The 13,253-nt window shown below is 72.0% G+C and carries 15 protein-coding genes and 1 tRNA gene; 8 read left to right on the forward strand and 8 right to left on the reverse strand.

Features of this window, described 5'->3' with window-relative positions; genetic code table 11:
• The first annotated feature begins 36 nt into the window (after positions 1-36).
• The 6 genes from H0S67_RS02045 (at position 37) to H0S67_RS02070 (ending at position 6,274) form a co-directional block, all read left to right on the forward strand.
• Complete coding sequence (locus H0S67_RS02045) at positions 37-2,232, forward strand: DNA polymerase III subunit gamma and tau (RefSeq protein WP_180935240.1); 2,196 nt, start codon at positions 37-39, stop codon at positions 2,230-2,232.
• A 31-nt stretch (positions 2,233-2,263) separates the two neighbouring features.
• Positions 2,264-2,638: a YbaB/EbfC family nucleoid-associated protein gene (locus H0S67_RS02050; protein WP_180935241.1), complete on the forward strand. Its 375-nt coding sequence runs from the start codon at positions 2,264-2,266 to the stop codon at positions 2,636-2,638.
• Positions 2,639-2,649: 11 nt separating this feature from the next.
• Positions 2,650-3,246, forward strand: a complete 597-nt coding sequence (gene recR / locus H0S67_RS02055; RefSeq protein WP_180935242.1) for a recombination mediator RecR — start codon at positions 2,650-2,652, stop codon at positions 3,244-3,246.
• Positions 3,243-3,854, forward strand: a complete 612-nt coding sequence (locus tag H0S67_RS02060) for a DUF5063 domain-containing protein (protein WP_180935243.1) — start codon at positions 3,243-3,245, stop codon at positions 3,852-3,854. The genes recR and H0S67_RS02060 overlap by 4 nt, the downstream gene beginning before the upstream one ends.
• A 93-nt stretch (positions 3,855-3,947) precedes the next feature.
• Entirely contained in the window at positions 3,948-5,222 is a 1,275-nt protein-coding gene (locus H0S67_RS02065) for an aspartate kinase (protein WP_180935244.1), read from the forward strand.
• Positions 5,219-6,274: an aspartate-semialdehyde dehydrogenase gene (locus tag H0S67_RS02070; RefSeq protein WP_180935245.1), complete on the forward strand. Its 1,056-nt coding sequence runs from the start codon at positions 5,219-5,221 to the stop codon at positions 6,272-6,274. The genes H0S67_RS02065 and H0S67_RS02070 overlap by 4 nt, the downstream gene beginning before the upstream one ends.
• A gap of 30 nt (positions 6,275-6,304) precedes the next feature.
• Here the strand turns inward: H0S67_RS02070 and H0S67_RS02075 are convergent, their stop codons facing one another.
• The 4 genes from H0S67_RS02075 to H0S67_RS24225 form a co-directional block, all read right to left on the reverse strand.
• On the reverse strand, positions 6,305-7,087 hold the full coding sequence (locus H0S67_RS02075; RefSeq protein ID WP_180935246.1) for a hypothetical protein: 783 nt from the start codon (positions 7,085-7,087) through the stop codon (positions 6,305-6,307).
• A gap of 122 nt (positions 7,088-7,209) precedes the next feature.
• A tRNA-Pro gene (locus tag H0S67_RS02080) sits at positions 7,210-7,286 on the reverse strand.
• 102 nt (positions 7,287-7,388) lie between these two features.
• On the reverse strand, positions 7,389-7,775 hold the full coding sequence (locus H0S67_RS24220; protein WP_246355050.1) for a metallophosphoesterase family protein: 387 nt from the start codon (positions 7,773-7,775) through the stop codon (positions 7,389-7,391).
• A gap of 53 nt (positions 7,776-7,828) precedes the next feature.
• On the reverse strand, positions 7,829-8,338 hold the full coding sequence (locus tag H0S67_RS24225; RefSeq protein WP_246355051.1) for a metallophosphoesterase: 510 nt from the start codon (positions 8,336-8,338) through the stop codon (positions 7,829-7,831).
• A gap of 26 nt (positions 8,339-8,364) precedes the next feature.
• Here H0S67_RS24225 and H0S67_RS02090 point away from each other — a divergent pair, with 26 nt between their 5' ends.
• The gene (locus tag H0S67_RS02090) at positions 8,365-8,823 is read left to right on the forward strand and encodes a GatB/YqeY domain-containing protein (protein ID WP_180935247.1); all 459 of its coding nucleotides are present in this window, start codon (positions 8,365-8,367) and stop codon (positions 8,821-8,823) included.
• 61 nt (positions 8,824-8,884) lie between these two features.
• Here the strand turns inward: H0S67_RS02090 and H0S67_RS02095 are convergent, their stop codons facing one another.
• Together H0S67_RS02095 and H0S67_RS02100 are read right to left on the reverse strand one after the other, a co-directional pair.
• A complete protein-coding gene (locus tag H0S67_RS02095) occupies positions 8,885-11,023 on the reverse strand; it encodes a penicillin-binding protein (protein ID WP_180935248.1) in 2,139 nt (712 codons plus the stop codon).
• On the reverse strand, positions 11,014-11,304 hold the full coding sequence (locus tag H0S67_RS02100) for a hypothetical protein (protein ID WP_180935249.1): 291 nt from the start codon (positions 11,302-11,304) through the stop codon (positions 11,014-11,016). Before H0S67_RS02100 ends, H0S67_RS02095 begins: the two co-directional genes overlap by 10 nt.
• Before the next feature lie 197 nt (positions 11,305-11,501).
• On the opposite strand from H0S67_RS02100, the gene H0S67_RS02105 reads away from it, so the two are divergent.
• Positions 11,502-11,798: a WhiB family transcriptional regulator gene (locus tag H0S67_RS02105; protein WP_180935250.1), complete on the forward strand. Its 297-nt coding sequence runs from the start codon at positions 11,502-11,504 to the stop codon at positions 11,796-11,798.
• 30 nt (positions 11,799-11,828) lie between these two features.
• Here the strand turns inward: H0S67_RS02105 and bagB are convergent, their stop codons facing one another.
• On the reverse strand, positions 11,829-13,013 hold the full coding sequence (gene bagB / locus H0S67_RS02110) for an ArsA family ATPase (protein ID WP_180935251.1): 1,185 nt from the start codon (positions 13,011-13,013) through the stop codon (positions 11,829-11,831).
• Positions 13,010-13,213 (reverse strand): hypothetical protein, encoded by a 204-nt coding sequence (locus H0S67_RS24230; RefSeq protein WP_246355052.1) that lies wholly within the window; start codon positions 13,211-13,213, stop codon positions 13,010-13,012. Before H0S67_RS24230 ends, bagB begins: the two co-directional genes overlap by 4 nt.
• Positions 13,214-13,253 lie beyond the last annotated feature (40 nt).

The raw sequence follows: 13,253 nt of genomic DNA on the forward strand, positions 1-13,253 counted from the left end.
CTACCGGGTGTCGGTGGGGGTGGTTAGGGTTCTTGCGTGGAGTCACCCCTCGCGTTGTACCGCCGCTACCGGCCCGAGACATTTCGGGAGGTCATCGGCCAGGACCACGTCACCGAGCCGCTGCGGGTCGCGCTGGCGAACAACCGGGTCAACCACGCCTATCTCTTCTCGGGCCCCCGGGGCTGCGGCAAGACCACCTCGGCACGGATCCTCGCCCGGGCGCTGAACTGCGAGCAGGCGCCGGTGTCCGACCCCTGCGGGGAGTGCGACAGCTGTCGCGACCTGGCGCGCGGCGGCCCGGGCTCCATCGACGTGATCGAGATCGACGCCGCCTCGCACGGCGGCGTCGACGACGCGCGCGACCTGCGGGAGAAGGCCTTCTTCGCGCCCGTCCGCAGCCGCTACAAGGTCTACATCATCGACGAGGCCCACATGGTCACCACGCAGGGCTTCAACGCCCTGCTCAAGCTCGTCGAGGAGCCGCCGCCCCACCTGCGGTTCATCTTCGCCACCACCGAGCCGGACAAGGTGCTGCCGACGATCCGCTCGCGCACCCACCACTACCCGTTCCGGCTGATCCCGCCGCGGCTGCTCTCGTCGTACCTCTCCGAGCTGTGCGACAAGGAGGGCGTCTCGATCGAGCCGGCGGCCCTGCCGCTGGTGGTCCGCGCCGGTGCCGGGTCGGCCCGCGACACGCTCTCGGTCCTCGACCAGCTCCTCGGCGGGGCCGGTCCCGAGGGCGTCACCCACGTCCTCGCCACCGGTCTGCTCGGCTACACCCCCGACACGCTGCTCGACGAGGTCGTAGACGCGTTCGCGGCGGGTGACGGCGCGGCCGTCTTCGGTGTCGTCGACAAGGTGATCGAGACCGGCCAGGACCCTCGTCGCTTCACCGAGGACCTGCTGCGGCGGCTGCGTGACCTGGTGATCGTGGCCGCCGTCCCCGACGCCCCGGCCACCGGGCTGATCGACGTCTCCGAGGACCAGGGGGAGCGCCTGGTGGCGCAGGCCGCGCGCTTCGGGGGTGCCGAGCTGAGCCGGGCCGCCGACCTGGTCGCCACCGGCCTGACCGAGATGCGGGGGGCGACCGCGCCGCGGCTGCTGCTGGAGCTGGTGTGCGCGAGGGTGCTCCTGCCCGGGGCCGACCACGCCACCGACGGCGTGCTGGCCCGCCTCGACCGTCTCGAGAAGCGGAACGCGATCACCGGCACCCCCTCTCCGGCGGCCGCGGCACCGGCGCCCTCGTTGCCGCCCGCGCAGGACCGCCCGGCCTCGGTGACCGTCAAGAGCGACCTCGTCGCGCCCACCAGCGCGCCCGCGTCCGGGCCCGCAGTGGTCCGGCCCGAGGCGACGCCGGCTGCACCGCCGGCCGCACCGCCGGACCCGGAGCGCGTCGCGGCGCCGGCGCAGGAGCCGGCCGCGCGCGCCGAGACGGCCCCCGTGACGCCGCCCACCGTGTTGGCCCCGGTGTCGGCCCCCGTGTCGACCCCCGCACCCGAGTCGGCCGCGGCGGCTGCCGCACCGGAGTCGGGCGCCCTGACGCTGGTCGAGGTGCGCCGCCTGTGGCCCGACATCGTCGAGGCCACCAAGCTGCGCCGGCGCGTCACCTGGATGCACCTCACGCAGAACTGCCAGGTCATCTCGGTGGAGGGCAAGGTGCTGACCCTCGGCTTCTCCAACGCCGGTGCGCGCGAGTCCTTCGACAACGGAGGCAGCGCCGAGATCGTGCGCCAGGCCGCGATCGACGTCGTCGGCGCCGACTGGCGCGTCGTGACCATCGTCGACCCGGGAGCCAAGGCCGACCCCCACGCCCCGCGGGTGATCACCCCCAGCACGCCCGCCGCGCCGGACTCGCCGCCGGCGGGCCCTCAGGTGTCCGCGCCCGAGGCGCCGCCCGCCTGGGCAACCGAGCAGCCCGACGGTGCGCCGGAGCCGCCGCGTGACGAGATCCACGACGGTGGGAGCGGGGGCGCCGAGCCGGCGCCGGAGCAGGTCGCACCGCCGACGCGTGAGAAGGCCGGACCCGAGGCGATCGCCGCCGCCAAGGCTGCGATCCAGCAGACCCGCCAGACCGGTGGCGGCGAGCCGGCCAGCCGCTCCGACTCCCTGGCGGCCGCGGATGCCGACGCCCACCCCGACGACATCGACGCGGACAACCAGGGCCTCGCGGGGACCGAGCTGCTCGAGCGTGAGCTCGGCGCCCGGGTGATCGAGGAGATCCGGAACCAGTGAGCATCCGACCAACCCGAGAGGTGACCGCACCATGACCCAGAACCCCTTCGACGCGCTCGGCGGAGCCGGTGGCTTCGACATGAACGCGCTGCTCCAGCAGGCCCAGCAGATGCAGGAGCAGCTCCAGGAGGCCCAGGCCCGGCTCAGCGAGACGACCGTCGACGGCACCGTCGCCGGTGGTGCGGTGACGGTCAAGGTCAACGGCGTCGGCGAGCTGGTCGGGGTCGAGATCAAGGCGGGCGGCTTCGACGGCAGCGACCCGGACGACCTCTCCGACCTCGGCGACATGATCGTGGCCGCCTACCGCGACGCCAAGGCCCAGGCCGACGCCCTCGCCAGCGAGACCCTGGGTCCGCTGGCCGGCGGCGGTGGCGGCGGCGGCCTGCCCGGTCAGCTCGGTTTCTAGGAAGGGCTGCGTTGTACGAAGGCGTCGTCCAGGACCTCATCGACGAGCTCGGCAAGCTGCCGGGCGTCGGTCCCAAGAGCGCGCAGCGGATCGCGTTCCACCTGCTCCAGGCCGAGCCGGCCGACGTGCGCCGTCTCGCCGACGTGCTCATCGAGGTCAAGGCCCGGGTGAAGTTCTGCAGCATCTGCTTCAACGTCTCCGAGGACGAGCAGTGCCGCATCTGCCGCGACCCGCGCCGCGACCCGTCGGTGCTCTGCGTCGTGGAGGAGTACAAGGACGTCGTGGCCATCGAGCGGACCCGTGAGTTCCGTGGCCGCTACCACGTCCTCGGCGGCGCGATCTCCCCGATCGACGGCATCGGGCCCGACCAGCTGCGCATCCGCGAGCTGATGGTGCGGCTCGCTGACGGCACCATCACCGAGACCATCCTGGCCACCGATCCCAACCTCGAGGGCGAGGCGACCGCGACGTACCTCACGCGGATGCTGAAGCCTCTCGGCTTGCGCGTCACGCGTTTGGCGAGTGGACTGCCCGTAGGTGGTGACCTGGAGTATGCCGATGAGGTCACCCTCGGGCGCGCATTCGCAGGAAGGCGGAACGCTGAATGACCGAGATCGCGGGTCTCGACGCCGAGACCGAGGACTTCGCGCAGCAGATCGCCGACTCCGTGTCGAGCTTCCTGCTGGCGCTCAAGGCGATTGCCCGGGAGGCCGACGGCGGCCGCGCGGTGTCGCTGCTGCTGCTCGAGATCAGCCAGGTGCTCCTCGCCGGCGCCCGGCTGGGTGCCCAGCGGGACTTCACGCCCCGGGCGGAGTACCAGCCCGACGTGGGCCCGGAGCCCGACCTCGACCAGATGCGGCTGCGGCTGGCCGGGATCCTCGACAGCGTCGACACCTACAGCTTCGTCTTCGACCCCTACGTCCCCGAGGTGGTCGAGAGCCAGCTCTCCGACGACCTGACCAGCATCGCCACCGACCTCGAGAACGGCCTGCGCCACTACCGCAACGGCAACGTCGAGGAGGCCCTGTGGTGGTGGCAGTTCTCCTACGTCGCCTCGTGGGGCAACCTGGCCGGCGCCGCCCTCAACGCCCTGCTCTCGGTGGTGGCGCACGACCGGCTCGACGCCGAGATCGACGGCGAGGAGGAGCGGGTGGCCGCGGCCGACGAGATGCTCGACGCTGAGATGCTCGGCTCGCAGGACGCCGCACCCCGGTAGACTCGGGGCCGGTCGCGGCGCAGCGCGGCGTTGCTCCGGCTCCGGCCGGCGCGGGCGGCCTGGAGATGCCAACCGACCCTCGAGGACTGTGCAGTGGGCATTGTCGTGCAGAAGTACGGCGGCTCGTCCGTCGCTGACGCGACCGGGATCAAGCGGGTCGCGCAACGGATCGTCGCCACCCGCAAGGCCGGTCACGACGTCGTGGTGGTGGTGTCCGCCATGGGCGACACGACCGACGAGCTGCGAGACCTCGCCGAGCAGGTGACGCCGCTGCCGCCGCCGCGTGAGCTCGACATGCTGCTGACCGCGGGCGAGCGCATCTCCATGGCGCTGGTCGCGATGGCCATCGCGCAGCTCGGTCACAAGGCGCAGTCGTTCACCGGCTCCCAGGCCGGCGTGATCACCGACTCGGCGCACGGCAAGGCCAAGATCATCGACATCACCCCCGGCCGGATCGAGAACGCCATCCAGAACGGCGCGATCGCGATCGTGGCGGGCTTCCAGGGCGTCTCGCAGGACACCAAGGACATCACCACGCTCGGCCGGGGCGCCTCCGACACGACGGCGGTCGCGCTCGCGGCCGCCCTCGGTGCCGACGTCTGCGAGATCTACAGCGACGTCGACGGCGTCTTCACCGCCGACCCGCGGATCGTGCCCGCGGCGCGCAAGCTCGACCGGGTCTCCACCGAGGAGATGCTGGAGATGGCCGCCTCGGGCGCCAAGATCCTGCACCTGCGCTGCGTGGAGTACGCGCGCCGCTACAACATGCCCGTCCACGTGCGTTCCTCCTTCAGCCAGAAGGAGGGCACCTGGATCATCCCCGACCCCACCGAGGGAGAAGAGCCCATGGAGCAGGCGATCATCGCCGGCGTCGCCCACGACCGCAGCGAGGCCAAGATCACCGTCGTCGGTGTGCCCGACAAGGTGGGCGAGGCCGCCCGGATCTTCGAGGCGCTCGCCGCGACCGAGGTCAACATCGACATGGTGGTGCAGAACATCTCGGCGGCCGCGACCGGCCTGACCGACATCTCCTTCACCCTCCCGCGTGCCGACGGGCAGTCCGCGATGGGCGCGCTGGCGCGGATCCAGGAGGAGGTCGGCTACGACAAGCTGCTCTACGACGACCAGATCGGCAAGGTGTCGCTGATCGGCGCCGGGATGCGCTCGCACCCCGGGATCACCGCGAAGTTCTTCGCCTCGCTCGCCTCGGCGGGGGTGAACATCGAGATGATCTCCACCTCCGAGATCCGGATCTCGGTCATCGTCGACGAGGCCCAGGTCGACGAAGCCGTCCGCGCGACCCACTCCGCGTTCGACCTCGACGCCGACGAGGTCGAGGCCGTCGTCTACGGCGGGACCGGCCGATGAGGCCCGTCCGGCTCGGCGTGGTCGGCGCGACCGGTCAGGTCGGCGTCGCCATGCGCCAGATCCTCGAGGAGCGGCAGTTCCCGATCGAGGAGATCCGCTTCTTCGCCTCGTCCCGGTCCGCGGGCACGGTGCTGCCCTTCGCGGGACCCCGTGGTGTGCAGAGCGTCGTCGTCGAGGACGCCGAGACCGCCGACCCGAGCGGGCTCGACATCGCGCTCTTCTCGGCCGGCGCCACCACCTCGCGCGCACTGGTGCCGAGGTTCGTCGACGCCGGCGTCATCGTTGTCGACAACTCCAGCGCCTTCCGCAGGGACCCCGCGATCCCGCTGGTGGTCTCGGAGGTCAACCCCGAGGCGATGGACGGCGTGATCGCGGCCGGGCGCGGCATCATCGCCAACCCGAACTGCACCACGATGGCGGCGATGCCGGTGCTCAAGCCGCTGCACGACGAGGCCGGGCTGGTGCGGCTCATCGCCTCGACCTACCAGGCCGTCTCGGGCAGCGGCGTCGCCGGTGTCGACGAGCTGGCCACCCAGGTCGCGGCAGCCGGTGACAAGGCACGCGAGCTGGCCTACGACGGCGAGGCGGTGGCCTTCCCGGAGCCGGTGAAGTACGACCGCACCATCGCCTACAACGTGCTGCCGCTGGCCGGCTCCATCGTCGACGACGGGCTCGGCGAGACCGACGAGGAGCAGAAGCTCCGCAACGAGTCGCGCAAGATCCTCGGCATCCCCGAGCTGCGCGTCTCGGGCATCTGCGTGCGGGTCCCGGTCTTCACCGGGCACTCGCTGGCCATCAACGCCGAGTTCGCCGCGCCGATGACGGTGGCGCGGGCCCGCGAGCTGCTGGCCGACGCCCCGGGCGTCGAGCTGGCCGACATCCCCACGCCCCTGCAGGCCGCCGGCAAGGACCCGTCGTACGTCGGGCGCATCCGGCAGGACCCCGGCGTCGACGGCGACCGCGGCTTGGCGCTCTTCGTCTCCAACGACAACCTGCGCAAGGGCGCGGCGCTCAACACCGTGCAGATCGCCGAGCTGATCGCCTCCCGCTGACCGGCCGACGAACGCTCTCGTCGGCGTCGGTCAGCGCCCGGAGGGCTCCGTGAACGACGCCGTCAGCCGGTGCGCCAGTGCGAACGTGGCCGCCGCGATGGCGGGGATGACGATGATCATCCACCAGTTGAAGAGCAGGTCGACCATGAGCAGGGCCAGGACGCCCATCAGGCCCACGGCCAGGAAGCTGGTGGCCGACGGGTCCGGCAGGCCCCACGCGCGCAGCAGGACGGCCCCGAGCAGCACCATGGCGACGACGATGCCGAGCAGCAGCAGGTAGCCCGGCCCGCCGCACGAGGACGTGCCACGGACGACCTCGCACAGGTGCATGGAGGCCCAGACCAGGCCCACGGTGAAGACGCCCACCAGCACGCCGGTGATCATGGCTGCGGCCATCCCCCCGATCGCGGGCAGCGACCACTGGCGGCGCACCCGGGCCGGCTTGGTCGGCTGCTCCTGCGCAGCGGGTTCGGCGGTCTCGACCACGGGCGCCGCGGCCGGTGGGGTCGGTGGCGCCAGCGGGGTCGGGGCGACCTCGTCGGCGAACAGCGGGGGAGCATCCGGCGACGGCACCGGTTCGGCGGTCGCCGGCGGCGGCGTGAGGGCGGTCGGCGTCTCGTCGGCAGGCACCGAGGGCACCGGCTCGGTCGGCGTCGGCTCCACCGCCGCCGGCTCCGGCACCGGGGCGGGAGCGTCGGGGGCCTGGGCGTCGGGGGCCGGGGCCTCCTCGGCGGCGCGCTTCCGCTTGCGTCCGAAGCGCAGCGAGGGCAGCTCCAGCGACGGCTTGTCGTTCCCGCGGTCCTCATCAACCATGCCGGGCAGTGTGCCAGAACCGATGCCCGGGTCGTCCCCCGCTCCACCCCATCTGGGTCATGCCGTCAACGAGCCGCCAACGACAGGACCCCGACCCGCGGCGGCGGATCGGGGTCCTGGTGTGGTCGGGCTGACAGGATTTGAACCTGCGGCCTCCTCGTCCCGAACGAGGCGCGCTACCAAGCTGCGCCACAGCCCGATTGCGGGTCTGACCAACCGGTCCGGCCCGCAAGCACGGCGAGCATACCCGAGCCCCGGCGGCCCGCTGTAATCGGCCCGGGTGGTGGTCGGAGGGGTGCTCTCAGCAGGCCGGCGTGAGCGTCATCAGGGTCGCCTCGGGGCGGCAGGCGACCCGGACCCGGGTGTACGGACTGGTCCCGAGACCGGCCGACACGTGCAGCCACGACGAGCCCGGGTCGCCCGGCCGGGAGGCCGCGGGATGGCGGTGCAGCCCCTTCGCGCGGGCCGGCTCGAGGTCGCAGTTGGTGGTCAGCGCCCCACGCCCGGGCAGGCACACCTGACCGCCGTGGGTGTGCCCGGCGATGATCGCGTCGTAGCCGTCGGCAGCGAACTGGTCCAGGACCCGCAGGTACGGCGCGTGCGCGACCCCGAGACGGACGTCGGCCCCCGCGTCGGCCGGGCCCGCGACGTCGCTCAGGCGGTCGTACTCCAGGTGCGGGTCGTCCACGCCGGCGAAGGCGATGCTGGTCCCGTTGACCTCGAGCCGTTCGCGCGTGTTCGTCAGCTCGACCCAGCCGGCGTCGGTGAACGCCCGCCCGAGGTCACGCCAGGGCAGCTGGGGGTGTGGATGTTGCGCTGCCCGTCGTCGGGGAGCACGTAGCGCAGCGGGTTGCGCAGCGTGGGGGAGTAGTAGTCGTTGGACCCGAAGACGAACACCCCGGGGACGTCGAGCAGCGACCCCAGGCAGTCGCGCACGATGGGCACCGAGTCGCGGTGGGCCAGGTTGTCGCCGGTGTTGACCACCAGGTCCGGCCGCAGGTCGGCGAGGCCGCGCAGCCACTCCTGCTTGCGGGTCTGGCCCGGGGTCATGTGCACGTCGCTGAGGTGCAGCACCCGGAGCGGCCTGCGCCCTCGGGGCAGGATCGGCACGGTGACGCGGCGCAGGGTGTACTGCCGTGCCTCCCACGCGGCGTACGCCGCGAGGCCGGCCCCTGCCACGGCTCCGGTGCCCACGAGGGCAGCCAGCGGATGCCAGGCCTTTGCCGGGGGAGCCTGTGCGGGGGGAGTCATGGCGCAAGGCTGCCACAATGGCGGACATGAGCACCCTCAAGGACCGTCTGCGCACCGACCTCACCTCCGCCATGAAGGCCCGCGACGAGGTGCGCTCCTCCACGCTGCGGATGGTCCTCACCGCGATCACCAACGCCGAGGTGGCCGGCAAGCAGCAGCGCGAGCTGAGCGACGACGACATCGTCGGGGTGCTCTCGACCGAGGCCAAGAAGCGTCGGGAGGCCGCGACCGCCTTCGAGGACGGCGGCCGGGCCGAGATGGCGGCCAAGGAGAAGGCCGAGGCCGCCGTCATCGCCGACTACCTGCCGGAGCAGCTGACCGCCGAGGAGATCGCCGGGCTCGTCACCGCCGCGGTCGAGCAGGTCGGCGCCGCGGGCGAGGGCATGAAGGCCATGGGGCGTGTCATGGGCGTGGTGCAGCCGCAGGTGAAGGGCCGCGCCGACGGTGGCGCCGTCGCCGCGGAGGTACGCCGCCAGCTGGCGTGACGCCTCAGGCGTCCTGACCGCGGCCGGCCCGGATCCGGGCCGGCCGCGGTCGGCGCATCAGTCAGTGCCCGCCGCCGGGGCCACCACCACCGGGGCCGCCGCCACCTGGGCCGCCACCCGGCTTGCCGCCGCCACCGGTGTTGCCGCCGCCGCCGTTGTTGCCGCCGCCGCCGTGGTGCTGCGGCGGGACGTAGACGTGTCCGGTGGACTGGTAGATCGTGATCGTGGTGCCGCTGCCGGACTGGCTGCCCGCCGCGGGTGAGGTGTAGGCGACCGAGTCCAGCGCGTTGGGCGAGTCGCGGTAGCCGCCGAGGACCGGGCTGAAGCCCGCGGCCCGCAGCACCTGCTGCGCCTGGGTGACGTTCATGCCGCCGGTGTCGGGCACCGTGGTCAGCACGCCGGCGACGTCGGAGGCCGACGGCCTGGTGAAGTCGGTGTCCGGCAGCCACTGCTGGATCACCTTCATCGCGTCGCCCCACATCGGGCCCGCCGTGGTCGAGCCGTGCGCCGAGGCGACGTACGTGCCGTGCAGCGTCTGGCCGTTCAGCGAGACCCAGTGGCCGAGGCTGTTGGCGCCCGCGATCATCGAGGCGGTGGTGAGGTTGGGGGTGTAGCCCACGAACCACACGGCCATGTTGTCGTTGATGGTGCCGGTCTTGCCGGCCGACGGCTGGTTGAGCGAGATGCCCGCGTCGTAGCCGAAGCCGCCGGGCTCCTGGACACCGCGCAGCACGTCGTTCACCGCGTCGGCGACCGGTGCGGGGATGACCTGCTGGCACTGCGAGGGGTACTGCTTGAGCGTGTTGCCGTTGGAGTCCAGGATCTCGCTGACCGGGCGGGCGTCGCAGTGCAGGCCGCGGCCGGCGAACGTGGCGTAGGCCTCGGCCATCTCCAGCGGGCTGGTGCTCGGCACGCCCAGGGTGAACGACGGGACCCGCTCGTGGGCCGGGTCGTCGAGCTCGACGCCCATGGCCTTGGCCAGCCGGTAGGGCTCGCAGAGCCCGGTGCGCTGCTCGAGCTGGGCGTAGAAGGTGTTCACCGAGAGCTGCGTGCCGGTGTAGAGGTTGAACGTGCCGCTGTCGGTGGAGTTGTGGGCGGGCCAGATCTGCGTGCTCGGGTAGTGGCCCTGGCAGTCGGGGAAGGAGCCCTCGTTGAGGTACACCGTGGGCGGGGCGTTGATCGTGGTGCTCAGCGGGATGTGCTTCTCGATCGCCGCGGCGAGCACGAACGCCTTGAAGGTCGAGCCGGCCTGGAACCCTGCCGAGTGGCCGTACTGCTGCGGCACGACGTAGTTCAGGTAGGTCTCGCCGCGCGCCTTGTCGCTGCCCATCGGCCGCGACTGGGCGATGGCCTTCACGTCACCGGTGCGCGGCTCGATCATGGCCAGCGCGCCGATCGCCTGGTTGGTGGGGTCGACGTGGTTGCGGACGGAGTTGTCGGCCGCCGCCTGGTCGCGCAGGTCGAGGGTCGTGCGGATGGTGAGGCCGCCGGCGTACAGCAGCTTCTTGCGCTCCTCCGGCGTCTTGCCGAGAGCGGGGTCCCTCATCAGGGTGGAGATGGCGTAGGAGCAGAAGAACGGCGCCCGCGAGTCGACGCAGCCGTTGCTGGACGGGATCGGGTGGAGCCCGAGCGGCTCCTTCTTGATCTTGTCGGCCTTGACCGGGTTGATGACGTTCAGCTCCGCCATCCGGTCCAGGACGGTGTTGCGGCGCTCGATCGACCGCTCCGGGTCGTTCGTCGGGTCGTAGCCGGTGGGGTTCTTGACCAGGCCCGCGAGCGTCGCCGACTCGCGCAGGTCGAGGTCCTTGGCGTTCTTGTTGAAGTAGTGCCGGGCCGCGGACTGGATGCCGTAGGCGCCGTCGCCGAAGTAGGCGATGTTGAGGTAGCGCTCGAGGATCCAGTCCTTGGAGTAGTTCTGCTCGAAGGCGATGGCGTAGCGCAGCTCGCGCAGCTTGCGGGCGTAGGTGTCGGCCGTGGCCGCCCGCTGCTGCGCCTTGGTCTTGGCCTGGCTCAGCAGGGTCAGCTTGACCATCTGCTGGGTGATCGAGGAGCCACCCTGGGACACGCCGCCGCTGGCCTGGTTGGTGACCAGTGCCCGCAGCGTGCCCTTCAGGTCGAGGGCGCCGTGCTGGTAGAAGCGGTAGTCCTCGATCGCGACGATGGCCTTGACCATCGTGCGGGAGACCTGGCTCAGCGGCACGCTGACACGGTTCTCGTCGACAGGGTCGCGATGGTGTTGCCGCGGCTGTCGACGATCGTGGTCTTCTCTGGCAGTGCCTCGGTCTTGAGGGCCTCCGGGAGGCTGTCCATCGTCTTCGCGACATCGCGTGCGCCGAGGCCGAGGACACCGGCGAAGGGGATGGCCAGACCGGCGACCACGACGCCCATGACGACAGCGACCGCGAGCATCACACCGAGGTGGGAGGCCACGCGGCCGGCCGAGAGACGTTCGCCGGGCGGGGTGGACCGAGGGCTGGACATGGGCCCAGAGTACGGGAGGGGCCGACCCCCAACCCATTCATGACCCGAAGTAACTAGTCACTTCGGACTAGGACATTTGGGTAGAAGGGGTCTGCCGCAACACTCGCGAAGTCCTTAACTTTCATACCCTGAGGGGACTTACCCGGGTAGACGTCATGGGGACGCCGCCTATCTCGGACGATGTGGGGACATCAACTATGTGGGTTGAAGACTGGACTTCAGCGGCCGCTTGCCGTCAGGCACAGCCGGACCAGCTGTTCGTGCGCGGTGCTGAGCAGAACAAGGCCAAGCAGCTGTGCGCCGGTTGCCCGGTGCGCACCGAGTGCCTCGCCGAGGCGCTCGACAACCAGATCGAGTGGGGCGTCTGGGGCGGCATGACCGAGCGGGAGCGCCGCGCGCTGCTCCGCCGCCGGCCGACCGCCTCCTGGCGCGCCGTGCTCGAGGCGGCACGCGACCAGGGTGCCAACCCGGTCAAGGTCACGGCGGACGTCTGACGACCCGGCGCCGCGTCCGCTGAGGGATCCTCAGCCGCCGGCGAGCAGGTCGCCGATGCGGCGCAGGCCCTCGAGGTCGTGGACGTCGCCGGCCAGTGCCGGCACCACGGCGGTCGGGACCTCGGGGTGGGCCGCGCCGAAGCGCTCGCGCAGCCGTGCCTCCCGCTCGACCATGCGGGACCGGTCGGCGTGCAGCCGGAGCAGCCCCGCCGTCAGCGACTCCGGGTCCTGCGTGCGCAGCCGGGCCGCGGCCGCCATCGCCTCGTCGGCCGAAAGGTCGCCCTGGGGCTCCGGGCTGGCGCGGTTGACGATCAGCCCGGCCAGCGGCATCCGGTCCTCGCTCAGCCGCTCCACGAAGTACGCCGCCTCGCGCAGCGCGTCCGGCTCGGGCGCGGCGACGACGAGGAACGCCGTACCGTCGGCCTGCAGCAGCTCGAACGTCTTCTGGGCGCGCTGCCGGAAGCCGCCGAAGAGCGTGTCGAAGGCTGCCACGAATGTCTGCATGTCGCGCAGCACCTGGGCGCCGAGGATCTTGGTCAGCGCGTTGGTGATCAGGCCGACGCCGGCCGACATCATCCGGGCCGGCCCCCGGGCCGGTGCCAGCAGCAGCCGGATGAACCGGCCGTCGAGGAAGCTCGAGAGCCGCTCGGGGGCGTCGAGGAAGTCCAGCGCCGACCGGGACGGCGGGGTGTCGACCACGATCAGGTCGTAGCTGCCGTCGCGCTGGGCGTCCCCGTGGATCTGTCCCAGCTTCTCCATCGCCATGTACTCCTGCGTGCCCGCGAAGGAGCTCGACAGCGCGATGTAGAAGGGGTTCTCCAGGATCTGGCGGGCCTTCTCGGGGGTCGCCTGGCTCTCCACGACCTCGTCGAAGGTGCGCTTCATGTCCAGCATCATCGCGTCGAGCGAGCCGCCGGCCCCGGCGTCGACGCCCACGACCGGGCGGGGCGTGTTGTCGAGCGCCTCGATGCCCATCGACTGGGCCAGGCGGCGGGCCGGGTCGATCGTCAGGACGACCACCCGGCGCCCACGCTCGGCGGCCCGCAGCGCGAGGGCCGCAGAGGTCGTCGTCTTGCCGACGCCGCCCGAGCCGCAGCAGACGATGATGCGCGTGCCGGGATCGTCGAGCAGCACGTCGACGTCGAGCGAGGAGGCCGGTCCCTCGGTCAGCGGGCCAACACGTGAGCGGCTGCGTTGCCGGTGCGCGGTGCTCATGCCATGCCCTGTTCCCTGAGTGCGGTGGCGAGCTCGTAGAGCCCGCCCAGGTCGACGCCGCCCGCGAGGCGGGGCAGCTCGTAGGTCGGCACCTCCAGCTCGCTGACCAGTGCACGCTGGTCGTCCTCGAGGGCGCGTCGCTCGGCGTGGTCGCCGGCTTCCGCGACGAGGCCGTCGACCAGGCCGTTGCCGTCCTGCACCCCGCCTCCTTCAGGTCCGACCGGATCGCGGCGCGGTCCA

The organism is Nocardioides ungokensis (genome assembly GCF_013466985.1).
Classification (GTDB): domain Bacteria; phylum Actinomycetota; class Actinomycetes; order Propionibacteriales; family Nocardioidaceae; genus Nocardioides; species Nocardioides ungokensis.

Bases quoted from the DNA above. Each gene is read 5' to 3' on its own strand.
- H0S67_RS02060 (WP_180935243.1), top strand. From the start codon at position 3,243: ATGACCGAGATCGCGGGTCTCGACGCCGAGACCGAGGACTTCGCGCAG.
- H0S67_RS02100 (WP_180935249.1), bottom strand. From the start codon at position 11,304: ATGTCCAGCCCTCGGTCCACCCCGCCCGGCGAACGTCTCTCGGCCGGC.
- H0S67_RS02070 (WP_180935245.1), top strand. From the start codon at position 5,219: ATGAGGCCCGTCCGGCTCGGCGTGGTCGGCGCGACCGGTCAGGTCGGC.
- H0S67_RS02090 (WP_180935247.1), top strand. From the start codon at position 8,365: ATGAGCACCCTCAAGGACCGTCTGCGCACCGACCTCACCTCCGCCATG.
- H0S67_RS02075 (WP_180935246.1), bottom strand. From the start codon at position 7,087: ATGGTTGATGAGGACCGCGGGAACGACAAGCCGTCGCTGGAGCTGCCC.
- bagB (WP_180935251.1), bottom strand. From the start codon at position 13,013: ATGAGCACCGCGCACCGGCAACGCAGCCGCTCACGTGTTGGCCCGCTG.
- H0S67_RS02105 (WP_180935250.1), top strand. From the start codon at position 11,502: ATGTGGGTTGAAGACTGGACTTCAGCGGCCGCTTGCCGTCAGGCACAG.
- H0S67_RS02050 (WP_180935241.1), top strand. From the start codon at position 2,264: ATGACCCAGAACCCCTTCGACGCGCTCGGCGGAGCCGGTGGCTTCGAC.
- H0S67_RS24225 (WP_246355051.1), bottom strand. From the start codon at position 8,338: ATGACTCCCCCCGCACAGGCTCCCCCGGCAAAGGCCTGGCATCCGCTG.